The following is a 23,281-nucleotide window of genomic DNA, read 5'->3' on the forward strand; positions in this document are numbered from 1 at the left end:
AGCCTGCGGAAGGAGAGCGCCGAGACGTCGCACCCCGCCCTCGCGCAATCTTGCTCGCGCACTGGCTTCCTACAGGATCCTGGGACGAGGAGACAGACGAACTGTACGAGGGGGTGGCGGACCGCCTCGCCAAATCTTGCGGAATTGGCGTTTTGGCTCCGCGGCTGAGGGGAGTTGGTGCATCGGAGGGCGATTTCTCCATATCTGGTTGGTGCAGAGACATCGCCAGTGCCATCGACTATGTTACCTCCGCATTGTCCGGAGGAGATACGCAGGTCGAAGTACTGGGGGTAGGTTTCGGGATAGGGGGCTCCTGCCTTCTGAGCGTAGCAGCTGGAGACATGAGGGTCCGTGGAGTTGCGGTCGCTGGATCCCCTTCGGAATTCGCCAATTCCATTCTGTCGCGAGAGGGATACATCAAACGGGCCCGGAGCGCAGGTCTGATTCGATCACAGTCTTTTCCTCCCGATCCTCACTCGTGGCGTCGCGAACTCATAGCCTATGCTCCCTTGCATCATGCGCGGCGCTTGCAAAACCGACCGGTGCTGCTTGTGTGCCGAGAAGGTGACAAGTTGGCGTCCCCAATGGAGATGGAGCGTCTCGCTGAAGTCATAGGCGATTCCTGCGAAATTCATACTCTGCCCCGCTCGGCACCATCCTTGCTCGTGAAATCCGATCGAGTGATTTCAGTTCTCGAGGGATGGGTAAAACGGAACTTTGATGGGGTAAAAAAAGCAAATGCGGTCGTATGAAGAACGTTCAACTTAGACGACTCGGGGCAGTCTAGGTCTGCTTTGTCGGCAGCGAAAGGGGGTTGCATCAGTAGCAGTCGAGAAGAGACTGGCCGAGTCGGAACTGACTGAGGGGGAAGTGCGACAAGGGCTTCATGGGGCGACATCCACGGGGCTCAACGAGTCCAGTCTCGACACATCTGCACCGAGCGGGGCAAATGCTTGGCGAGCGTTTTCTATGAGCATCCCTAGGTAAGTGTGGAATTGGGATCCCACCGGACCGGGTAGGCGGGCATCGAAGAGATCTCCCTGTAGCCTCGCACCAGAATCCTCGAAAACTTCTCGCGCCAGCTCTCCGTAGTGCGAGGACCCGAATGCATTGACGTACACGACGGAGATACCCTCTGATCTCATCCTGGCTGCAAGAGCGGATGTTCCCCCCTCGGACTCGATGGAGTAGTAAGAGAACCCGTATCGCTCAAAGAATGGCCGCAGAGACTCAGTCGTAGCGGCTAGCTTGCGTCCGTCGGCTGGGATAGTCGATGCCGTGTCGGAGATGACTCTATCTACTCGGGTCAATGCAGCGGAGAACTCGCCTGCTGCCCGCCGAAAGTATTCGGTTTCGGACGGCGCGAGTTGCGTGGCTATGTTTACGACTCGGATCGCTATTTCCTTTGCTGCAATCGGGTCTACCCAGGGGAAGGTCTGGGAGGATCGCATGGAATCAGATAGCGTCCAGGTGGAAAAGGAATTGCTGAAAGTATCGGAGACCACCTCTACGGCGTCTTTGTCAAAGGTTCCGAAAAGGATCGCTCCCGCTGCGGTTTTGCTGAGAGCCGCGATTTCTGAGTTCGAGGGAGGACGTAACCTTCCTTCAGCGATTTCCCGGGGAGTTGTGAGCGACACAACGTCGAATTTGTCACCGACTACGTTTCGCATTATCGATCCAATAGGAGTGACCGAGGTGAGAAGGGTTTTGTTGCGAGATTTAGAGGCCGCGTTAGGACAGCTGATTGATATGAGCATGCTCGCTGTCAACACAGCGATTACAAAAAGACGCGAGGGAGGCTCGTTAAAAAAGCGAAGAGCTGCGGTGCGGACAGTTGCCGCTCTACTCAACTGCCGAAACTCGGTTTCCTGGCCGAATCGCTGTCTGGCTCGTTGTCACCCTTGTCAACTCAGATGACCCTGCCAAGCTAGTTCGGACTATGAATCGTCGGACGGCGCTACTGACGTAGGCTAAAGAGAAAATCGCTGTAGCAGTTAGAACTATCGTAGCTCCAGACGCAATGTTCAAGTAATAGGAAGCGTACATTCCAGCAACTCCCGACACCATGCCTACCGACACCGAAGCTGCTGTAAGCTTTCCGAACGATTTTGTGAGCAGCCTGGCGGTCGAGGCAGGGATCACTACTGATGCGGCAATCAGCGTGACCCCCAAGATCTGCATGGAAGCAATGAGGACTACGGCAAGTACGACCGAAAAGCCTACTTCTACCAGTCCGACCGGAACGCCTGATGCCTCGGCGACATCCCTATCGAAGATAGTGAAGAGAAGGGGTCTGTACATGATCAACAACGCTGACACGGTAACCCCTGTCGCTGCAATCAACACTAAAATCTCGGTCCTTCCAACGGACAAGATGTTGCCGAAAAAGGGTGGCTTCGAAACTACGGGTGAACCGCTGTCTTGTCGAGATCATGGCGACTCCGAGGGCAAAGGCAGCGGTGGAAACAATGCCGATTGCCGCATCCGCACCAATCCCCCTCCGCCTGGAGATCCAGGCAATGGCGAGTGCTCCGCCGATCCCGAAGGCTGCAGCACCTACGTAGATACCGCCGCCGAACATGTAACCCGAGACGGCCCCACCGAATATCGCGTGGGACAATCCGTGACCTATATAGCTCATGTTGCGCAAAACCACGTACACCCCGACTAGGCTGCACAGCGCACCCGCCATGACTGCTGCAGCCAACCCGTAGCGGAAGAATCCGTAGCGAAGCGGTTCTGCGACGAATTCGATCACTTAACCCTCAATTCGAGTGTTCGTGATGGATGTGTATGTGGTGGCGGTGTTGGGTTTCTTGGGGAACCTCTGCCACTAGGATCTGTCCGTCATGTTCAAGGGTAAGGATCGGCCGCCCGAAGGCGGCGGAAAGATTCTCGCTGTCGAGTACCTTTCGGGGTTCACCGTCTGCTAGGACGGTGCGGTTCAGTAGCACTATGCGTCCGACTCGATTGGCAACAAGGTTTATGTCATGGGTGGTTAGAAGTACCGTTATTCCCATTGCGTTGATGTCTTCTAGGAGGCCGAGGATGTCCGACCGGGTAGCAACGTCCGTGCTGGCGGTCGGTTCGTCGAGGACTAGAACCTCTGGCTCGTCGATGAGGGCTCGTGCCAAAAACACCCTCTGTTGCTGTCCTCCCGACAGCTCTAAGATGTGGCGTTTTTTCAAATCGCCTATGCCGAGCCGATCCAGCACCTGCCCGATGCGGGACTTCTCCTCCTTGGACAGCCACGGCAGACGTCTCTTTCTAAGAAAACCCATGCCGACGACTTGTTCGACTACTACGGGGAAGTTCCAGTCGATCGTTTCCAGCTGCGGCACGTACCGCACTCGGCTGCGTGCTTTAGTGGGAGAAGTTCCCAAAACCTTTACTTCGCCTTCCGATGGGTAAGTCAGCCCTACGATTACTTTTAAGAGGGTAGTTTTCCCGGCTCCAGAGGGACCGAGAATAGCCGCGAGCGTTCCCTGCTCTATCTGTAGAGATACGTCTTCGAGAGCACTGTGGCTGTCGTACAAGGCCGTAACGGAGCGCAGATCGACAGCAGGATTTAGTCCCACCTTCCACCCTTGGAGACGTCTATCCGGCGGAGAGGCGAGGGATCTCCGCCCAAAGAGGATGTGATGATCTCAACATCCCGAACCATCATCCCAACGTAGTTGTGCTCCGGAGAACGGGGATCTCCTGGAAGGGTATCGTCTGATAGATCGGTCACATACTTAGCGCCGGTCTCTTTGGCAATTTTCTCCATCACGGGGGACGGGAAAACTTCGGAACCGAAAATGGCGGGTACCCGCTCCCGCTTAATCTGCTCGATTATGGCAGCTACTTCGGCCGCCGAAGGCTCGGAGAAGTCAGAGGGCTGAATCGCCCCTATGACTTGAAATCCATAACGTGGAGCGAAGTAGGCGAAGCTGTCGTGGTAGGTAAGTAGTTTCCGGTTTTGCGGAGGTACTGTGGCAAGCGATTCAAATATTGCCTCGTCAAGCTGGTTCAAAAGTTCCCGGTATGCCTGGTAACGAGAGAGAAAATTGCTTTTCTTATCGGGGAAGATTTCAGCGAGGTTGTTGGCGACTATCTCAGCATAACGCGCTGCATACATTGGGTTGAGCCAAAGGTGCGGATTAGGGTCACCCTTTTCTCGCGGGAAGGAAAAATCGAACACGTAGGCGTCTGGGGTTATCGTCTCTTCTGCCAATAAAAGGACTTTGACATTGGGACGCTTGGTCTTCTTGGCCATCTCGATTGCTGGGGTCTCAAGAGCCAAGCCATTGAATATGATGAGGTCTGCTGCAGCAAAGTCTTGGGCCACTTCTGCTGCTCGCTGCTCGAAAGTGTGGCTGTCTTCTCCTTCCGGAAGTATTCCTTTTATTCCTTTTACCTGCAGATCGTCACCGGCTACGGCTTTTACGATGCTTGTTATTGGAGCGACGGTAGTTACCACAAGGCCCGATTGGCGAGCATTCTGCTCGCCTTCTACTGCTCCCTCTCGCTGTGCTACCGGGTTGCGTCGTGCACATGCGCTGAAGACCAGTGTTACCGCTGCCATTATGGCTACTGTGTTTAACCATCGGCTTTTGCCGCGTAGCGCATGCATAGGTTTGTACTCTTCCCGCTCCCGAGATTTCTGAGATTCGCGTACTAACAAAGAATCGAAGACTTATGTAATGCGTAGAAGAAAAACCGCTCCGGCTAACAATATTGCTATTGCGACAGCAGCTGCGGCCAGTACGAGCTTTCTAGTCTGCATTAGCCCGGTACCTTTTTCAATCAGGGGCCATACTCGAAACAGTGCGGACCGATTTCACCGGAGGCAAATGGGTCCAAAATCGCAGAATGCTCTCCTTGTCGGATTCGCGAACTACTCTATGCGAGGTTAGGCCGATTCCGCATTTCGGATAATCTGTCAACTAGTACAGCTCTTATTAGTCGCAATGGTACGACCGGATATGTCAATGGCGTCCGACAGAATCGAGTGCGACATAGCCATAGTAGGAGGAGGCCCCGGCGGATACGCCGCTGCGCTCCATGCTTCCCGCCTAGGTCTCGGAGTGGTCGTCGTGGAAAAAGAAAAAGTTGGCGGGACCTGTCTCCACAGGGGCTGTGTGCCGGCCAAACATTTTCTGGAAACGGCTGCGGTCCTAAGGACAGTCAAGAAAGCTCAATCTTTTGGCATCGAATTTGTCGCTCCTAGCGCACCTACAGGTTCGGAAGTTGGCCAGCCACGGCTCGGTGGTAGTCAGGTGCCAACGGTGAATTGGTCGGCTGTCGTCGCTCGTAAGAGCTCGTTGGTGGAGAGGCTGTGGAGGGGACTGTCTAACCTTCTCGAGTCCGCAGGAGTTGTGATCGTAGAAGGGGAAGGTGTTTTGGATGACTCAGGGTCGGTCGTAGCGCATGCTCGAGATGGCTCGGTCCGCATTGTAACTGCCCGAAAAGGCGTCATACTCGCGTCTGGATCCACCCCTCGCCAACTTGATGCGTTGCAGCCCGACGGCGACCTAGTTGTTACCTCCGACGAAGTGTTCGACATAAAGCGCCTTCCAGAATCGGTTTTGGTCGTGGGTGCTGGTTCGGTCGGTGTAGAGGTCTCCACATACCTAGCGGAGTTCGGCTCCAATGTCACGTTGGTTGAAGCTCTTCCGAATGTCTTACAGGGAGCCGACGAAGAGGTGTCGTCCGCTCTGGAGAGAGCACTGGCAGCCCTAGGGGTGGAGGTCATATGCAATGCTCGGGTACTAGGGTTAGAGAAAATACCCGATCGTATCCGCGAGTCGGGTTTTGGGGTGTGTCACGTGCGCAGGAGCGGCGGTGAGGAATTAAACATAAAGGCGAACTTGATTGTCGTAGCAGTCGGCCGAGCACCATCCGCTACAAGGTTGGGACTGGAAAAGGTCGGGGTCGCCCAAGAGCCCTCCGGCCACGTGGCAGTCGACCCGAAGACACTCCAGACGAGCGTTCGGGGCATTTACGCGGTTGGCGACTTGATCTCGACTCCCGCGCTGGCGCACGTCGCTTTCGCCGAGGGAGGGGTGGCTGTGAGAGCTATAGTGGGCGAAGATCCACGGCCTATTGACTACCGCAAGGTACCTTGGTGCGTGTACACGCACCCCGAGGTGGCCTTCTGCGGGATGACAGAAGCCGCAGCCAAAACGGCATACGGCGAGGATTCGGTGCGCGTCTCGAAGGTCAATTTCGCTGGAAATGCCCGGGCGGCCATCCTCGGTGAGCGGCGAGGCATGCTTAAACTCGTGGCGCTCGCAGACGGGCCTGTAGTCGGCGTGCACATCATCGGGCCCTGGGCTTCCGAACTGCTCTCGCCGGGATATCTCAGTACAAACTGGGAGGCGTTCCCCGAGGAGGTCGCGGCATACATACAGCCTCATCCGACTCTTTCCGAAATACTGGGTGAGGCAGCAATGGCTCTTGTGGGGAGACCGCTTCATGGGTGAGTCCTCTATATCTAAGCCACCGCCGCTGCAAAATATTGCTGGGCTGACGCCAGCCGAACTCGACCAGCTCTACTACTACATGAAGCTTGCACGCCTCTTCGAAGATCGTATTTTCGTGATGTACCGCCAAGGCCGCCTCCCCGGCTCTGTGTTTCTCGCTAGGGGACAAGAGGCAATGGAAGTTGGATGCGCGTTTCCTCTCGGGCCGGGCGATGTCGTGAGTGGGACTCATCGCGATCAAGTGCTAGCGATCACTAAGGGAATGGCCCTAAAGCGCGTGATGCTCAACTACTTCGGAAAGCGTGACGGACCCACTAGAGGACGAGACGGAAACTCCCACTTTCACGCCTTCGACATCGGCGTTATGAATGTCGTGAGCCATTTACCTGACGGATACCCGTTGGCGGGTGGGAGTGCTCTCGCGTTCAAACTAAGAGGGGAAAACCGTGTGGCTTTGGCCATGTGCGGGGAGGGGGCTGCCAACAATGGCCAGTGGCACGAGACGATCAACATGGCAGCGGTTTTGAACCTGCCATTTATTGCGGTGGTTCAGAACAACCAATATGCCTACTCGACACCGAACAGGCAGGAGTTCTGTTGCGAGAGCCTAGTCGAGCGGGCACGCGGTTATGGAATCCCCGGTGTCGAGGTTGACGGAAACGACGTCTTGGAGGTGGTAGCAGCTGTCCGCGCCGCGGTCAACCGGGCGCGTGGGGGTGGTGGACCGACCCTGATTGTGGGAAACACCTTTCGGCAGTTGGGGCACGCAGGTCACGACGCCGCCGAATACGTTCCACCTGAGGTACGTAGCTATTGGGAAGCGAGAGACCCCATTGTCCGCTTCGAGCGGTTTCTTGAAGAGCAGGGTCTTCTTGACCAGAGAAAGCGGGACGAGCTGGAGGCCAGGATCAAGGCAGAGATAGTCGAGGCTATATCGTGGGCGCAACAGCAGCCGGATCCATCCCCAGAGGAGGTGGATGAAGGTGTCTTCGCCTGAGCTCGAGGCCCAGACGGTAGAGCGCCTTTACATAGAAGCGCTCACCGACGCCCTGATCGAGGAGATGGAGGCCGACGAGCGAGTGTTCCTGTTGGGTGAGGACATAGCCGAGTATGGTGGGGCTTTTAAAGTCACCAAAGGACTCGTGGAAAAATTCGGGTCCGAACGAGTCATCAACACACCGATCAGTGAGGCCGCGATCGTGGGGTACGCTATCGGAGCTGCACTCCAGGGAATGCGTCCGGTAGCTGAGATGCAGTACATCGACTTCATAACCCAGGCTTTTGATCAGCTCGTCACCGAGGCCGGAAAGATGCACTATCGCACCGGAAAGCCGGTGCCGATGGTCGTACGGGGAGCATCCGGTGCAGGGGTCCGTGCTGGCCCATTCCACTCCGCACAGCCGGAGGCGTTCTTTTGTCACGCCCCTGGCCTCAAGGTCGTCGCACCTGCTACGGCATACGACGCCAAGGGACTTCTCAAGGCCTCGATACGGGACGACAACCCCGTTATCTTTTTAGAGCACAAGCTTTTGTACAGGCGTATCAAAGAGAAGATACCCGCGGGTGAGTATGTGGTAGAGATAGGCAAAGCCAAGGTCCAGCGTCGGGGTAGTGACGCTGTTTGTATTACATACGGGGCTCAGGTCCACACCGCTTTGGACGCAGCAGAGCAGCTAGAGGCTGACGGTATCTCGCTTGAAGTCTTGGACCTAAGGACGCTAGCCCCTCTCGACGTGGATTCGATTTTGGAATCGGTAGCTCGGTGCCATCGGGTACTCATATGCCATGAGGCTAATCCCGTCTGTGGCGTCGGAGCCGAGGTGGCCGCAGTGATTGCCGATCGGGGCTTCGATCTGTTGGATGCTCCGATTCGAAGACTAACCTCGCCCCACACACCGGTACCGTTCGCTCCGGTTCTAGAAGACGCTTACGTCCCCGGAAAGGAAGACATTGTAAAAGCAGTCAAAGAACTGACTGAGTGGTGAGGGTGAAGATCAGGAGCTTTGATATATAAGACACGGTGCTCCAAGGGAAGGGGCACGGTGAGCAGGTATTAGGGCTCGGCGCAGGTGAGATGCTAGGAGAGCGCTCGTAACGGCTAGGGGGTGCGGTGCCTTACACAGTGAGAATGCCCCAGCTGGGCGAAAGTGTCGCGGAAGGCACGGTCTCCCGCTGGTTCAAGAGAGTAGGCGAGAGGGTTGAGGAAGACGAAGCCCTCTTTGAGGTCTCTACCGACAAGGTAGAGACCGAGGTTCCGTCTCCTGCAGCGGGGTGGGTTTCCGAGATCCTTGTGCAAGAAGGTCAGACTGTTCCCGTGGGGACCGAGCTGTGCATTATTGCGGAGCAACCGCCCTTTCAGGAGAAGTCTTCAGAGCCGGGAACATTCGAGGAAGCGGTGTCTCAAGTGACATCGGAGGGTCAATCCGAACCGGTATCGGCCGATGCTCGCTCGACAATGCGGTTGGGATGGGAACCCGGTAGGACTCAAGAGCTGCGAGCCCGACCATCTGAGGCAAGCACTGTGGACTCTGCTCGGGGCCGGCTTTTGTCAGAGGAGTCGCGCCTTCATGCCCAGCCCTCGCTGCCCAGAGAAAGTCCTCCAAAGCTGGAGGAGCTGCGTCTTCAGGCACACCCCTCCCAGATTCGCGGGGAGGCGCCTCCAGCGCCTCCAAAGCCCCAAGCGAGGGTGACTCCCGAGGGACTGCGGCGTTTGGAACATCCCGAGCTCGGTGAGGAGGTAAAGCCCGGCGGGCCGAGGCGAGGGATATTCTCGCCTGCCGTCCGCAAGAAGGCTAGAGAGTTAGGAGTCGATCTGGACAAGATCGCGGGTACCGGGGCTGGCGGTCGAATTACTCTGAAAGATGTCGAGGCAGCAGCTGCTGCAGACACAGCGGCAGCGACGGAGGAAGCTGCGGTGTCGTCTTCCGGTCAAATCGCTCCTTCTGCAGAGGCGCCATCTGTGATCGAGCCCGCCGCCGCTCCAACTGCGGGATCGGGGGAAGTTCTTTCTGCAGGGCCGGCCAAACCGCATGGTCATACACCTGAGCCCGCAGGCACCACGATACCTATTTCTCGACTCCGGCGGCGGATCGCCGAACACATGCAAGAGGCAAGGCGTAGTGCGGCGCATTGCTTCGAGTGCATCGATGTCGAGATGGAGCGGGTGGCAGACGCCCGGGAGCGGTACAAAAAAGATTTCGCCGACAGGCATGGCTACAGCCTTACCTATCTTCCGTTCGTCGCCCTCGCGGCGTGTAACGCGCTTCTAGAGCTTCCTTTTGTCAACTCCAGATTCGATCTAGAAGCCGGTACAATGACGCTTTTCGACCGTTTCGTCAACTTAGGCGTAGCTGTCGACTTGGAGGGGGAAGGACTGATCGTCCCCGTTATTCACAATGCCCACCAAATGACGGTCTGGGAGCTAGCTCGACGTATTCAGGATCTCTCGCAGCGCGCTTTGGCCGGCAAACTGACTCCAGACGATGTGACTGGTGGAACTTTCACCATTACGAACCCGGGCTCTTTCGGAACTAAACTTTCCATTCCGATCATCAACACCCCTCAGGTAGCGATCCTGTCTTTAGAAGCGATCGAAGATAGGCCGGTGGTACGCGGGGGACAGGTTGTTCCAGCAAAGATGGTAACGCTCGGTCTTTCGTGGGATCACAGGGCCTTCGACGGGGCTAACGCTGCCCGGTTCCTTCAGGCAGTAAAGAGGCGCCTGGAAGGATCGGCGGAGGGCTGGGACTGGGATGCCCTAGCGGCGCCCGACAGCTGAGCTGAGCGTTTACGGTCGATGGCGCTGCCCACCGCTGCTCCAGCCAGCCGGGTTCTCACAGCTAGATGGCTTGGACGGGTTCACTACAAAGAAGCGTACGACCTACAGAAGGCCCTTTTCGAACGGCGGGGGGGTGGACTCACAGGTGACTACCTTCTTCTTCTGGAGCATCCACACGTCTACACCCTAGGACGGCGCTCCAAGCCCGAACACCTGCTGCTGGCAGTTGCAGAGTACGAGACACTGGGAGCCGAGGTAATTCAAACCGACCGGGGCGGCGCTATCACTTACCACGGGCCGGGCCAGCTGGTTGCATATCCAATCATTCAACTCAACAGCCCTGACGTAGTTGGCTATGTTCGCTCGCTCGAGGAAGCCGTAATTCGGTTGCTCGGAGAGCTGGGGATCGAAGCAAAAAGAAGTGATAAAAACTCGGGTGTATGGGTCAACGAAAGAAAGATTTGCGCTATAGGCGTTCGGGTTGGGCGAAGAACTACTATGCACGGTCTGGCCCTCAATGTCTCTACCGAGCTCTCCTACTTCGACAAGATAGTTCCCTGTGGAATCACAGATGCAGGTGTGACTTCTATCGAAGCCGAAACTGGTGCAAGGCTTGACCCTGCCGACTTAGCGAAGGCTCTGGCTGAACACCTAGCGAGCGTTTTGGACCTCGGCTCGCTCGATTTTGCTGGCGTGGGGGGTGGTGTCCCAATGGTAGGGCAAAGAAAGCGCACCATTGCACTAAAACGTAGTGGACCACCTCGCAGCGCAGAAGGTCAGCCGAGACCGTCCTTTCTGAGAGTAAAAGCCCGCATGGGAAGTGAGTATCGTCGCATCCAGGCGCTGGTGCGAGATCTCGCGCTACATACCGTGTGCCAAGAGGCTAGATGCCCAAACATCTACGAGTGTTGGTCCCAAGGTACTGCAACAGTGATGATCCTCGGGGATACATGCACACGGGCTTGCGGTTTCTGCAACGTAAAGACGGGCAAGCCCCGGTGGTTCGATGATGAAGAGCCCGAGCGGGTAGCCATGGCTGTCGACGCTATGGGCCTAGACCATGCTGTGGTGACCAGTGTGGCCCGGGACGATCTTGAAGACGGAGGAGCTTCGGCCTTTGCCGCTACAATTCGGGCTATCCGGCGAAGGATCCCTAGATGCAGAGTCGAGGTTTTGATCCCGGATTTCAAGGGAGATCGCTCCTCATTGGCGACGGTTCTAAACGCCGAGCCGGACGTGTTGAACCACAACATCGAAACGGTGGCTAGGCTTCAGCGAGCTGTCCGGGGTGCTGCCACCTACGCTCGCAGCCTCACCCTTCTAGCGAGAGCGTCGGCGCACTCGCCCAGGCCGGTAGTCAAGTCCGGCCTTATGGTCGGATTAGGGGAAACTTTCGAGGAAGTTATTCAGACGATGGCTGATCTAAAGGCAGTCGGAGTGGATGTCTTGACGGTGGGACAGTACTTGCAGCCCTCCTGCAATCACCTTGAGGTACAGAAATGGTGGCCACGTGAGGCGTTCGAGGAGATTCGCCGTGTCGGATTGGAAATGGGCTTTACTCACGTGGAAGCCGGCCCGCTGGTGCGCTCTTCATACCATGCAAAAGCGGCGGTGGAATCGGCTGTGAGGCGACGCATTGACAACGCGACTGCCTGTTCTTCTTTTGAGTGAGGCCGGGTAGCGGGATAGAGAAGCATCATGGAAGATACAACCCAGGAAACAGATCCCTGGAAACGAGCGCAAGAGGGACCGTTTATGCTCAGCGCTGCCAAAGCCGGCGCTGAGCGGCAGGCAACGCAGACTCGACACGGGGATTATGGGCGCGAGGCGCTTGTACCTGCCGGTGAAAAAAAACCCGAACGCAGACGGAGGATCACCGCTGCAATTGCGGCCGCAATGTTGGGGCTTGCCGTCTTAGGGGGGATCGTTTTAGCTGTCTACTTATACGTGAGGAGTGCGGGACGCACCGCTGTTGTGGGAGTAAACATTGCCGAGCGAACACAGGCCGAGATCGCGCTCGACAATGCTCTAAAAACGGAGATTGCTCACTACATGGACACAGGCGGGTTCACCGATGATACGAGTCTTCTAAGATCGAGAATGCCTAGCGTCTTGTGGGAGCAGGGATCGAATCCGCAGCGGCGCGGAGCTGTCTACGTGCAAGTGTGTGACACCAAAGCCGCCAAAGCCGCTTCGGTCTTGCTCCAGATAAAAACGGAAAGGGGTACTGTCTTTTCCTTGTGGAGCTACGGGCCCTCAAACATGTCATATTTCTCACTTGGTCCCACCTCTTGTCCTGTACTTAACGAAAAAGGCGTACCCCCTTCTCCCTGGACCACCTCTAAAAGCGAGGGTTGGGGGAACTCAGTTCCAGAAGGTGGAGCAGGATCCGAACCAATAGAAATCCCGCCGCCGGCCGGGGCTCCCAAACCACCCTCCATTCGAAGCCCATACGGTGGCTCAGGCTCTACTGACTACGGATATCCGTGAAGAATTGGGTTACGAGCCTGGAAAATGCCTCTGGCTTTTCCGTGTGGACGAAGTGTCCAGCACCAGACAGTACCTCGAGGCGGTATCCTGCCGTGAAGAATGCGTTCGAGTCCGAGGCTACTGTGTGAGGTATGCAATTATCTTCGGACCCGAAAACGAGCAGGGCCGGTACGGAAACTGGCTTGGCTACAAGGGGAGGCGGTCGGTCAGGTTTGGGAAAAACCGACCTATAGTATTCGAGTGCAGCTTTCAAAACTCCGGGTTCCGCCATCGCTTCCATCCGTTTGTGCACCAACTCCGATCCTTCGTTTTTGAGCAGCGAGGGGGACCAGTCGAGCATAAGTCGCTCTACGAAGGCCATCTTAGATGTCAATATGACTGTCTCCGCCAAGCCTTCCATCTGAAAGAAGAACATGTACCAGCTTCTTTTGAGTTGGTCGTAGTCGCCGCCGAGTACTCGAGCAGCGAATGAGGCAGGGTGCGGTACGGAGGCGATGACGACTCCCCTGAACAATGAGGGTTCTTCTCCAGCTGCGAGACACGCGGCTATTCCTCCCCAGTCGTGGCCTACAAGGTAGCCGGGGACCTCGGAGCTCATCCCAACTCTGTGTGCGAGTTCCAGAGTGTCTGTTTTTAACTGTTCTACTGTGTATGGGCCGGGCCCTTTGGTGGGTGGGTAGCCACGAAGTGGAGGGGCTATGGCTCGGAAGCCTACCTCCGCCAGTGCTTCTAGGTGATGGTGGAAGCTCTCTTGGATATCGGGAAAGCCATGAAGCAACAGTACAGGGTCCCCCTCTCCGGCAACTAGAGCATGGAAGTCGATTCCGTTAGCTTTGTATGTAACTCTGTCTACCACTGCAATCCCTCGCTTGCCGTTTCGGTTCGCAGTCAGTCAAGCACGTCGCGTCTATGTGCCAGTTGAGCAAAACGGGCTCTGAGTTCTAGAGGCGATTACAGTGTATCGGTGTCGGTTTAGGTAGCTGGTTGCGCAGGAGTAACGCAGGCATCGATGGAAGCAGGAACATTTTCGCGTACAACGTATGCTTCCCGGGTCTCACGCCTTTTAGAGACGATGGCGAACTCAGGAGTGGATGCCGTCGTCTTGTCTCCCTCTTCCGACCTGTTGTACCTGTGCGGCTACGACGCTTTGGCATTAGAGCGGCCTACCCTCTTGGTGATCACAGAAGGGCGACATCCGACGCTCTTTGTTCCTCGCCTGGAGAGGCTGCGGGTACCGGAGGTGACCACGTCGCTCGCTGAAGTTGTGTGCTGGGATGAGAGAGACGAGCCTTATGAGGCCGTAGCTGCTGCGATAGGCAGGGCGAGAACTGTTGCGGTGGGTGATCAGATGTGGGCCATGCATTTTGTAGAGTTGGCGAAAAGACTGTCGAATCCCATTATTTGTAAAGCTTCCGAGGTAATCGGCCCGCTACGAGCCAGAAAAGACTCCGAGGAGTTGCGGTTGTTGAGAAAAGCCGCGTGCCTTGCCGATAAAGTGGCCTCACGGCTAGGCGAGATTGTCGAGGCAGGCGTCGCAGAAAAGGAAATCGCTCTTCGTATTACCTCGGCTCTTTTGGATGTCGGAAACGACTCGGTGGGATTTGTGATAGTTGCTTCGGGCCCGAACTCCGCAAGTCCCCATCACGAGCCAACGGGAAGAACGATCTCCAACGGCGACATAGTCGTCTGTGATTTTGGCGGTGTGGTGCGGCACTACCGATCGGATATCACACGAGTTGTCGTGGTCGGCGATCCCCCTACTAGCTTCGAGGCCACCTATGAAACTGTGCGTACAGCCCAGCAACTGGCAGTCGAGGCGGCTCGTGCGGGAACTAAGGCTGGTGATGTCGATCGAGTGGCCCGCGACTGGATATCGGGCGACGGTTATGGGGACCAATTTATCCACCGCACAGGACACGGTATTGGCCTAGATCCTCATGAGCCTCCCTACATCGCACAGGGCTCGGAGGAGCGAATCGCAGAATCGATGTGCTTCTCTATTGAGCCTGGAATCTACAAGGAGGGAGAGTGGGGGATAAGGATTGAAGACATTGTTGTGGCTACCAAAGAAGGCGGGGTGCGACTCAACGATGCCGCTAGGGACCCCATCTATGTGTGAGCGGTATGAGTACATTCGCTCCCTGTCTAGCTTGATAGAGCAACAGATTCTCCTGGGCAAAGTGGACCGGTGAAGCTCTTCGCTGCTGCAGTCTTGTGTCCGTGGGGGGCGGGCATGGCCATTTTTGCCTTGATAGTACGAAGATGGAAAGCCGTCAAGCCCAGCTTCTATGGAACACTCACCGCAAGCGCGGGGGTGGTTATTGGCGCTACCGTGCTCACGTCGTCTCAACTTCCCGATGTTTCCGTTCTACACCAAAGGATATGGCTAGGATCGAGTCTGGTGTCGGCTGGAGTATTAGCTATGGCCGGGCTTGCGTACTGGTTTGACAGACAGGTACCAGTGCGGTTTTCCGATGTGGCGGCATTCGCTGGGTCTTTCGCCTCCGCCGTCTCGTGCGTGGCAGCCGGTGCGGCTCAAACCCCCCCAGACCTCGGAGTAGCGAGGGCTTTGTCTGCTCTCGCTTTTTTGGGGTCCGTTACGGCCACTATGGTTCTGGGACACTGGTTCCTGGTCGATCCTAAGCTTGACAGGTCGGCCATATACAGCCTCGGCGTCGTTTTCATTGCATCGCTTCCCATAGAAGTCGTATCACTTATCCTGAAACCGGGGATGCTCGATGTATCGCAAGCGCCGCTTGCTGGCATTTCCGGATACCTGCGCCTCTTTTGGTACGCAGATGTGTTGCTCACCGTCGTACTCGGATTGGCAGTGTTGGGTGCTCTAAAAAACAGGGGATACCCAGCAGTGATGGCTGCTACGGGACTTTCCTACCTGGCGATCTTGACTGCTTTCGGTGTTGACGTTATAGCGAAGGCGATGATAGGCGGTGTCATTTGAGATCAAAAAAGAAGTGGCCGTTCAAGCCGTACACCAGGACGGGTGACTCTGGAGAGACAGGCCTTTTATTTGGTGGCAAAGTAAAAAAGTACGATCCTGGGCCGGAGGCCTACGGGGCATGCGACGAGGCGTGTTCGGCTTTGGGGTTGGCTAGGGCAGCCAACACAGATCCAGGTTTGGAGATCGTGCTCAAGAAGCTTCAACGGGAGCTTTTCGTCGTGGGAGCAGAGCTTGCTACGGCTCCCGAAAACAGGGAGAAGCTTCGACCAGGAGAGACCAAAGTGAGTGCAGAGATGGTGCAGTCTCTCGAGCGCCTAATCGACGCCCTTCTTGAGTTCTGCGATCCTCCAAGAGCCTTTGTTCTTCCCGGGCAGAATTTACTTGCAGCCTATCTCGATTACGCGCGTACCGTCATTCGCAGGGCCGAACGTGCCGTCGTCGCTGCTCAGGCAGCCGGATGGGTATCTAACGAGTACTTGCTCGCTTATATGAACAGGCTCGGAGACTTGGTGTACACGCTCGCGCGGTGGCAGGAGGGCTCGAAGTACGAAAAGCTGTAGAGGGCCCACGCTCACCGAGCATTGAGAGCGGTCGTTACATAGCCGGGAAGATCGAGTGGATTGCGAGGGGAAGCTCAAGGCACAAGGAGGAAAAGCATGGAGTTTGAAGTTAGCCGAGAGTCTACATCCAGTGTCGATGTGGATATGGTCGCTCTGCCTGTGCTTGCGGGAGACTCTCCCAGGCTCGGTCCCGGTGCTGACCAGCTCGATTCGGAGACCGGAGGGGAGTTGTCGCGATTTATACGGGCCTTTGGTTTCAAGGCCGAAAAGGGCGAGACGCTCGTGCTCCCATCAGAGGCACTTGGGGGTAAAACCCGCGCGCCTCGGGTCATGCTGGTCGGCGTAGGAAAACCTGGGACGCTTACTGCGCAGACTATCAGGGAGACGTCAGCAGCAGTAGTGAGGAGTGCCAAGAACGCGAAGACGATAGCGACGACCCTTTGGAAAGTTGACGAATCTGTGGTAGATGCCCCAGCGGCTCTGAGGGCTACTGCAGAGGGAGCGGGACTTGCCTCCTACCGCTTCGATCGGTACAAGTCATCCAACTCGAACACCGGGGCGAACACCTGCCCTGAGAAGCTCGTGTTAGCGGAGTGCCCCCTAGAGGAGGCTTCAGCAGCCTTGATAAAGGCGAGATGTGTCGTAGAGGCGGTGTGCTGGGCCAGGGATATGGTCAACGAGCCAGCTGGATCTAAAGCTCCTGCTGTGTTGGCCGAGGAAATTCGCCGTAGGGCGGAGGAGGCTGGTCTAGCAGTCGAGGTATGGGGAAGGGATCGATTAGAGCGAGAACGGCTCGGTGGAGTGATTGGCGTAGGAAAGGGTTCGTCCAACGATCCTTGCCTCGTTCGCCTCGAGTACGTACCGGCGCAGTCGCAAGATGCCCAGCCATTGTGTCTGGTGGGCAAGGGAGTGGTGTTCGATTCTGGAGGCCTCTCTCTCAAGCCAGCTGACGGGATGGAAACGATGAAGACCGACATGTCCGGCGCTGCAGCCGTGGCAGCAGCGATGTCGGCTCTGCGCGGACTCGAAGCCAAAGTAAGAGTTGTGGGGTTTCTCCCCCTAGTAGAGAACATGCCTTCTGGTTCGGCCACCAAGCCGGGAGACGTCCTGGTATTCCGCAACTCCAAAACCGTGGAGGTGTTGAACACCGATGCTGAGGGACGGCTGATTATGGCCGATGCCCTTTCGCTCTCGTCCGAGTTGAAACCTCGCGCCATCGTGGATCTTGCGACCCTCACGGGCGCTTGTATGGTCGCGCTCGGGAACAAGATCTTCGGCGTCATGGCTAACAACGACGATTTTGCAGCCGCGGTCCTTGATGCTGCATCTAGAGCGGGAGAACGTGCGTGGAGACTTCCTCTTCCTGCAGACTACAGGAAGCAGCTGGAGAGCGAGGTTGCTGATATCAAGAACATTGGCAGCCGTTACGGCGGGGCGCTCACTGCGGGACTCTTCCTTCAAGAATTTGTCGAAGAAGGGATTCCATGGGCGCACTTGGATATAGCGGGACCTGCTCGCTCTGAAGCAGATGAGTTCGAGATTCCTAAAGGCGGAACTGGTGTGGGGGTGAGAACGCTTTTGGCCCTCATTGAAGCGATGGGAAGTTGACTTGGTGACCGTCTGGCCTCACCCGCCACCGCTTTACTACTTCGCCAAAGTTCAGCCGCCATCTTGGAGAGCGAGTTTGAGGAGCCGCCCATGGCAGCTTTTAGTGGGCGCAACGCTGGCGATTGTTTGGGGCTTGGTAGTTCTCGGCTTTGGCGTTTCTGAGGTGTTGGGCACAGGCTCGATCGTTCTGTTGGTTCTGGTTTATGTGCCAGCCTCCGTGCTTGTCATATCACCGGTGTTCATGCTCATGGGGTACAGATGGGCATATGCACTGACGGTGTCCGGGCTTCTTGGTTCCACTCTCGTGCTGGTTCTAAGTTTGGTCTCCAGCGAGTTGCTTCTGCTCCCGATCTTCCCGTTCCTAATAGTGCTGGCTTCCATCATTGCTGCGCCGCTCTGGTTGGCTTTATGGATGCTCCTCAGCTCTAGAGTAGAAAGGGTGTTCGAGGGAGCACGGAAGCGCCAGGTTAGCGTGTACTACATGGCCGGTGGCGAGGAACCACCTATGCTGGACCCCAAAGAACGGCGCTTGTTTTCGATCGCATATGTGCCCGGCGCTTACTACTACGCTAGTGGCTACTACTTTCCCTATCCGCTTCAGCACGGCGTGCCTGGAAACTACTACGGCGGATATTGGTGGACGTATGGGCAGAACTACACGTACGGATCTGGATATTACGGACCCTACAGCTACCCTATGCTCGGCGCGGGTTTTGCTGCCGCGCCGGCAAGCCAAGTTCCGGGCACCGTCTACCAGCCGCCGGGGTGATGGGTTCCTGCTCGAAACGCTGCAGCAACTCTGTGTTCTAGTTCGACCTATTGACGGGGGTTGGCGACTTCGCTCGCTGGCAAGCAGTACTCGTCATAGTCGACGAGCTCGATTCGGGCGCCCTCGGAGCAAGTCGGGCAGGAAGGGTCTTTACGTAGGCGAAGAACTCTAAAGGTCGCTTCGAGAGCATCGAAGACCAACAACCGCCCAACAAGAGGATCGCCGATTCCCAAGATGATCTTGATCGCCTCTGAGGCTTGCAGGGCCCCTACGATTCCTGGCAGCACACCTAGAACTCCCGCTTCCGCACAGGAGGGGGCGAGCTCGGGGGGAGGGGGTTGGTGGTAAAGGCAGCGATAGCATGGCCCGTGGCCCGGCCAGAATACACTAACTTGCCCTTCGAAGCGGAAGATAGATCCGTGCACTACGGGCTTTCCGAGTATCGCAGATGCGTCATTCAGCAGGTAGCGGGTGGGGAAGTTGTCCGTCCCATCGACTATCACATCGTAATCTTTGATAATGTCTACAACATTGGCCGCAGCCAGGCGGGTGTTGTATCCCACGACTTCAACGTCGGGATTGAGTTTTTGAATCGTCTCTTTCGCCGACTCCACTTTCAGCATCCCGATACGCTCTTCATTGTGGATAATCTGGCGCTGTAAGTTCGACCGGTCGACGACGTCGTAGTCGACTATCCCCAGGGTTCCTACGCCTGCGGCAGCGAGATACAGCGCGGCCGGCGCTCCGAGGCCTCCTGCGCCCAATAGCAGAATCTTTGACTCAAGGAGCTTTATCTGCCCTTCTATTCCGACCTCCGGTAAAAGGATGTGGCGGTGGTAGCGGGTCCGCTGTTCTGCCGTGAGGACCTTGGGAACCTTCCACTCAAGACCCGCGTCTTTCCAGGCATTGAAACCGCCACTCATAGAGACCACCCGCTGATAACCCAGCTCTTTTAGAGTCTTAGCGGCAAATGCAGACCTAACACCGCCCGCACAATAGACGACAACTGGTTGGGATTTGTCGGGAAGGGCATCTTCAACGCGGGACTCGAGAAAACCTCTATCTATGTGAATCGCAGAAGGCAGCGCTCCTTGAGAAAACTCTTCATCGGTGCGAACGTCGATCACTTTCCATCCGTCTTGGATGAGGGCGTGTGCCTTGTGGGGATCGACCTCTTCTATCTCTTGTTTGGTTTTTTGCAAAAATTCTCTGAAGTTTTGTGCCACGGATCACCCCGTCATGTGAGACAACACTGCCGATCTACCCTATGCAGATATGGTCGCTGCCTCTATATGTAGATGTAGCAAGCGACTTTTAGCCAACCTGTCCACGGCTCTTCCCGAGGAGACCACTCGTCGTCGGACAGCTACCTTTCTCCTCGCTGAACGCTACATGAAAAAACCGAGCTAATCGGTGGAAATTCCCGGCCGAAGCAGGTCTGTCTTAGTTATTGCACGCTCTTGACTGCTTCTACCAGACGGGGCAGCAGTTCACCAGTCTTTCCCCTAAACACAAGGTCTGCTTCCGAATCCAGAGGAGTTTCCTCGAGGTTGAAGATCAACAATTTGGCACCGGTGTCGCGAGCTATCTGAGGGAGTGCGGCAGCCGGGTAAACGACCAGAGAGCTTCCTGCTACCAAAAAGACATCGGAGCGGACTGCAGCTTCCTGGCACTTGTCGAGAGTGTGGGACTCAAGCTGTTCACCGAAGGAAATTGTTGCAGTTTTTAGAATTCCGCCGCACGAGGTACATGATGGATCCTCCTGTCCCTTTGTTACTCTTTCAAGGATGACTTCTGTAGGCCATCTCCTCCCGCAATCCAAACACTTGACTTGCTTCATCGTCCCGTGGATCTCGTAGATCTTTTCCGGAGTGGAACCGGCTGCGTGGTGTAGCCCGTCGATGTTCTGAGTGATCAGTGCCTCGAAGGACGTGAGCTTTTCTAGCTCTGCTATCGCGTAGTGCGAAGGATTGGGACGCGCTTCGAAGGCTCCATGCTCTAGGCGCATCCGCCAAGAAAGCTTGCGTATCTCTGGGTCGCGCACATACCTTGAAAACTCAAAAATAGAGGGGTCGATCTTTTTCCAGATTCCCTGGGGCCCTCTGAAGTCTGGAATACCCGACTCCGTAGACACACCAGCTCCAGTGAATACAACTAGAGCGGTGGCATTGGCGACCCACTCTGCAGCAGTCAAGATGCTGGGATCGGCAAATTGTGTGCCACCGGGATACCTTTGGCTCGAGGGTGTTTCTGCGCTCATACCAATACTCCTGCCCGCGTGCTAGATGCCGTGCCCAGCCGGCGCTTGTCGCTTTAAGGAAAAAAGCGTTCTTTTGTGATGAACTATTTTACCGATGAGTCTATCGGTGAACGGGTGGGGAGAGTCTGGCCTACTACCTCGAGACTGCGGGTCGAATCGATGAGCCTCAGGGGTGACGGCGATGATATCGGGGACATGATAGAAACTCTGTCTTGTGCAGTGGCGGCCAGGTGCCACAGGGCCCAAATCGTACTCGACGTAACGAGAGATGGGTGGTATCCGCGAGTGGACAATTCCAGCTCAGTCTCTTTACAGGAGTGACCGAGTCTCAGGAGGGATACAGCTTCTCTTCTTGCTCTGTTTCGCATGGCTTCGACGTTCGAGACCGCTCGACGGTGCACGTTTTGACCTGGCGGGAGGCTCGACAGCAAAGTGCGTGCCTCGCAGTGGATTCGCCGAAGCTGCCTGGGAAGCTGGGATTCCAAGACTGGATCGATCGAGGGGAGTTTTTCGCGAACTAGACACACACCTTGACTGAGCTCGATCATGCCCGCTGTAACGAGCGAGCAGAGCGCATTCACCAGGATTTCTCGATTCGAAAGACCAAGGTTTTCTGTCACCTGCTCCCACGTGACCTCGCAAACCCCCTGTTCTAGAAGAGATGCCAGATAACAGTAGCAGCCCATTGCTTCGACTCCTACCAAAGACGAGTAAAAGATCCACACGTAAGCGCTGTGCCGATCGTGAAGGCTGAGCGCATCGGTCGAATCGATGGAAGTGGTCTCTTCGGCAAGTCTCATGGCCCCCCTCCTGATCTGCCGAACCGTCTAACGCCGATTTCAAGATGACTGAATAGACACTCGATCTACTCGTCAATATGGGCACAGCACCGTAAGTGATATAAAACAATGTGCCTGTCTTTGCAAGATTATACTATGTGTTACATTGAGTTAGCCTTATTTAGGTTGTAAAAATTACTATTGCGTCCGGTGAAATTCCTATTTACACTTGTGTCCCGAGCGTAGACCTGCTCCGACTGCCGGTCAGGTAGCTTCCTGCGGCAGGCGATCGCCTTATTGCCTCGTTACTAGGAAGAGGCGATTTGTCCTGGGGTCGGCAATAGTTCAAAAGAATAGTCAAAAGAGGGGGAAGTGAAAAGAGGGGGGATAGAAAGTATCGAAGTCTCGAGTGGTCGAGAGGGAAGCTACTCTTTCCTGGACCGCTTGCGCTGGCGTTTTCCTCTGCTTGAGGCTGTCCTTACTCGCTGGATGGCTTCTTTTTTCAAACTCTCGATGTACCGCTCCAGCTCCTCCCTGTCTACACGCCATACGCCGCGCTTTCCAATCTTGAGCGCCAGCAAGTCCCCCTCTCGCATGAGGGTGTACACCTGGCTCTCGGTGACGCTTAGGTACTCGGCGACCTCTTTGGGTGTGAGGAGTCGTGAGGGGGTAGTGGGTGTTTGGCCCCTTTTGTTTTGTGGTCTACGTGTTGCCTCAGCCATTTCGCTAATTCCTCCTCAAAGGCTCTGCACAAAAGCAAAACGCTGCCGTCACGCTCAGATGCTGGCAGTTCCATTGTATTGGACGTAGTTACCTACAAAGGACATCTAAGAAGGACTTATGACACGAATCGGATCGAATTACACCAAATTCAGCGGGCGTTCGCTCCGTCCGGGGACTGTAGCGCCACGGGTTGTCGCCGGGGTGGCGTTGATCTCGATCTCGCTGGTATCTGCAACTGCAGTACTGCGGAGTCGAGTAGCGCCTGTAGGTGTGCTGGTTTTTTCTCACGATATGGACGCCGGAGCGGTGTTATCCGATGCGGACGTTTCCGAAGCTGCTGTGGCCGCAACAGGTGACACACTCGACCACCTCGTAAGGAGCGAAGAGAGAGGATCGGTTATGGGGCTGCGCCTGCTCAAGCCCTCGCGGGCCGGGGAACCTATTTTGCGCTCGTCGTTTGCTCCCGATAGCAGCGAGACCCCTCGACGCCTCGTCCAGCTGCACGCAGCGCGGGCCGGTAGCACTCCCGATTTGGCACCTGGAGACAGCGTAGATGTGCTAGCTAGCTTCACCGTTGGTACCGAAGCTGCTCGGACTGTCGTTGTCGCATCTGCGGTGAAACTAATCTCCGTATCGGCTCCTGCAACTGACGGCGACGGCATAGAGATGTCGGGCTCGGGCAAGTCTTTGCCCTCCGCACTCGGCGGGCAGCCGGGGATTTTGTGCACGGTCGAGGTCGCGGCAGCCGACCTCGTCCGATTGGTATTCGCATCGCAAAACGCTGTGGTCTCTGTCGTGAGGTCTATCCCCGGCGAAAGCGTTTTGGGACGGGAGATGTCGGGTGGCGTCTCATTCGATTCGGATACTTCCTTAGGGCAGGAGGAGTAG

The 23,281-nt window shown here is 56.2% G+C and carries 21 protein-coding genes and 1 pseudogene; 13 read left to right on the forward strand and 9 right to left on the reverse strand.

Going from position 1 to position 23,281, the window contains the following annotated elements:
* Positions 1-50 precede the first annotated feature (50 nt).
* On the forward strand, positions 51-752 hold the full coding sequence (locus C4318_04090; GenBank protein MER3454322.1) for a hypothetical protein: 702 nt from the start codon (positions 51-53) through the stop codon (positions 750-752).
* A gap of 132 nt (positions 753-884) precedes the next feature.
* On the opposite strand, the gene C4318_04095 is transcribed toward C4318_04090, so the two are convergent.
* The 4 genes and pseudogenes from C4318_04095 to C4318_04110 form a co-directional block, all read right to left on the reverse strand.
* Entirely contained in the window at positions 885-1,850 is a 966-nt protein-coding gene (locus C4318_04095) for a hypothetical protein (GenBank protein MER3454323.1), read from the reverse strand.
* Positions 1,843-2,755: pseudogene (locus tag C4318_04100) on the reverse strand (metal ABC transporter permease). Before C4318_04100 ends, C4318_04095 begins: the two are co-directional and overlap by 8 nt.
* 10 nt (positions 2,756-2,765) lie before the next feature.
* Positions 2,766-3,638 carry a hypothetical protein gene (locus C4318_04105; protein ID MER3454324.1) on the reverse strand — a complete coding sequence of 291 codons (873 nt, stop codon included), beginning with the start codon at positions 3,636-3,638 and terminating at the stop codon, positions 2,766-2,768.
* On the reverse strand, positions 3,569-4,615 hold the full coding sequence (locus C4318_04110; protein MER3454325.1) for a zinc ABC transporter substrate-binding protein: 1,047 nt from the start codon (positions 4,613-4,615) through the stop codon (positions 3,569-3,571). Before C4318_04110 ends, C4318_04105 begins: the two co-directional genes overlap by 70 nt.
* A 337-nt stretch (positions 4,616-4,952) precedes the next feature.
* Here C4318_04110 and lpdA point away from each other — a divergent pair, with 337 nt between their 5' ends.
* The 6 genes from lpdA to C4318_04140 all read left to right on the forward strand — a co-directional run bounded on the left by lpdA (position 4,953) and on the right by C4318_04140 (position 12,735).
* Positions 4,953-6,467: a dihydrolipoyl dehydrogenase gene (lpdA, locus tag C4318_04115; GenBank protein MER3454326.1), complete on the forward strand. Its 1,515-nt coding sequence runs from the start codon at positions 4,953-4,955 to the stop codon at positions 6,465-6,467.
* Positions 6,460-7,464 carry a pyruvate dehydrogenase gene (locus C4318_04120; GenBank protein MER3454327.1) on the forward strand — a complete coding sequence of 335 codons (1,005 nt, stop codon included), beginning with the start codon at positions 6,460-6,462 and terminating at the stop codon, positions 7,462-7,464. Before lpdA ends, C4318_04120 begins: the two co-directional genes overlap by 8 nt.
* Positions 7,445-8,452, forward strand: a complete 1,008-nt coding sequence (locus C4318_04125) for an alpha-ketoacid dehydrogenase subunit beta (protein ID MER3454328.1) — start codon at positions 7,445-7,447, stop codon at positions 8,450-8,452. The genes C4318_04120 and C4318_04125 overlap by 20 nt, the downstream gene beginning before the upstream one ends.
* Before the next feature lie 125 nt (positions 8,453-8,577).
* Positions 8,578-10,245, forward strand: coding sequence for a hypothetical protein (locus C4318_04130; GenBank protein ID MER3454329.1), 1,668 nt, complete (start codon positions 8,578-8,580; stop codon positions 10,243-10,245).
* Between the two features lie 18 nt (positions 10,246-10,263).
* Positions 10,264-11,916, forward strand: coding sequence for a lipoyl synthase (locus C4318_04135; protein ID MER3454330.1), 1,653 nt, complete (start codon positions 10,264-10,266; stop codon positions 11,914-11,916).
* Between the two features lie 27 nt (positions 11,917-11,943).
* Complete coding sequence (locus tag C4318_04140; GenBank protein MER3454331.1) at positions 11,944-12,735, forward strand: hypothetical protein; 792 nt, start codon at positions 11,944-11,946, stop codon at positions 12,733-12,735.
* Here the strand turns inward: C4318_04140 and C4318_04145 are convergent.
* Entirely contained in the window at positions 12,713-13,627 is a 915-nt protein-coding gene (locus C4318_04145) for a hypothetical protein (protein MER3454332.1), read from the reverse strand. The two genes, C4318_04140 and C4318_04145, sit on opposite strands and share 23 nt — an antisense overlap.
* A gap of 117 nt (positions 13,628-13,744) precedes the next feature.
* On the opposite strand from C4318_04145, the gene C4318_04150 reads away from it, so the two are divergent.
* From C4318_04150 to C4318_04170, 5 genes are all read left to right on the forward strand, one after another.
* On the forward strand, positions 13,745-14,854 hold the full coding sequence (locus C4318_04150) for a peptidase M24 family protein (GenBank protein MER3454333.1): 1,110 nt from the start codon (positions 13,745-13,747) through the stop codon (positions 14,852-14,854).
* Between the two features lie 69 nt (positions 14,855-14,923).
* Positions 14,924-15,694, forward strand: coding sequence for a hypothetical protein (locus C4318_04155; GenBank protein MER3454334.1), 771 nt, complete (start codon positions 14,924-14,926; stop codon positions 15,692-15,694).
* On the forward strand, positions 15,691-16,254 hold the full coding sequence (locus C4318_04160) for an ATP:cob(I)alamin adenosyltransferase (GenBank protein MER3454335.1): 564 nt from the start codon (positions 15,691-15,693) through the stop codon (positions 16,252-16,254). The genes C4318_04155 and C4318_04160 overlap by 4 nt, the downstream gene beginning before the upstream one ends.
* A 96-nt stretch (positions 16,255-16,350) precedes the next feature.
* Entirely contained in the window at positions 16,351-17,862 is a 1,512-nt protein-coding gene (locus C4318_04165; protein ID MER3454336.1) for a leucyl aminopeptidase, read from the forward strand.
* Positions 17,863-17,965: 103 nt separating this feature from the next.
* Positions 17,966-18,631 carry a hypothetical protein gene (locus C4318_04170; protein ID MER3454337.1) on the forward strand — a complete coding sequence of 222 codons (666 nt, stop codon included), beginning with the start codon at positions 17,966-17,968 and terminating at the stop codon, positions 18,629-18,631.
* A gap of 47 nt (positions 18,632-18,678) precedes the next feature.
* On the opposite strand, the gene C4318_04175 is transcribed toward C4318_04170, so the two are convergent.
* The 4 genes from C4318_04175 to C4318_04190 form a co-directional block, all read right to left on the reverse strand.
* Positions 18,679-19,857, reverse strand: a complete 1,179-nt coding sequence (locus tag C4318_04175; GenBank protein ID MER3454338.1) for a molybdopterin biosynthesis protein MoeB — start codon at positions 19,855-19,857, stop codon at positions 18,679-18,681.
* Between the two features lie 221 nt (positions 19,858-20,078).
* Positions 20,079-20,891: an NAD-dependent deacetylase gene (locus C4318_04180; protein ID MER3454339.1), complete on the reverse strand. Its 813-nt coding sequence runs from the start codon at positions 20,889-20,891 to the stop codon at positions 20,079-20,081.
* Positions 20,892-20,974: 83 nt separating this feature from the next.
* Positions 20,975-21,691, reverse strand: coding sequence for a hypothetical protein (locus C4318_04185; GenBank protein MER3454340.1), 717 nt, complete (start codon positions 21,689-21,691; stop codon positions 20,975-20,977).
* Between the two features lie 404 nt (positions 21,692-22,095).
* Positions 22,096-22,392 carry a hypothetical protein gene (locus C4318_04190; protein MER3454341.1) on the reverse strand — a complete coding sequence of 99 codons (297 nt, stop codon included), beginning with the start codon at positions 22,390-22,392 and terminating at the stop codon, positions 22,096-22,098.
* A gap of 118 nt (positions 22,393-22,510) precedes the next feature.
* Between C4318_04190 and C4318_04195 the strand changes: the two genes are divergently transcribed.
* Positions 22,511-23,281 carry a hypothetical protein gene (locus C4318_04195; protein ID MER3454342.1) on the forward strand — a complete coding sequence of 257 codons (771 nt, stop codon included), beginning with the start codon at positions 22,511-22,513 and terminating at the stop codon, positions 23,279-23,281.

Source organism: Acidimicrobiia bacterium (genome assembly GCA_040289475.1).
Classification (GTDB): Bacteria; Actinomycetota; Acidimicrobiia; order ATN3; family PSLF01; genus PSLF01.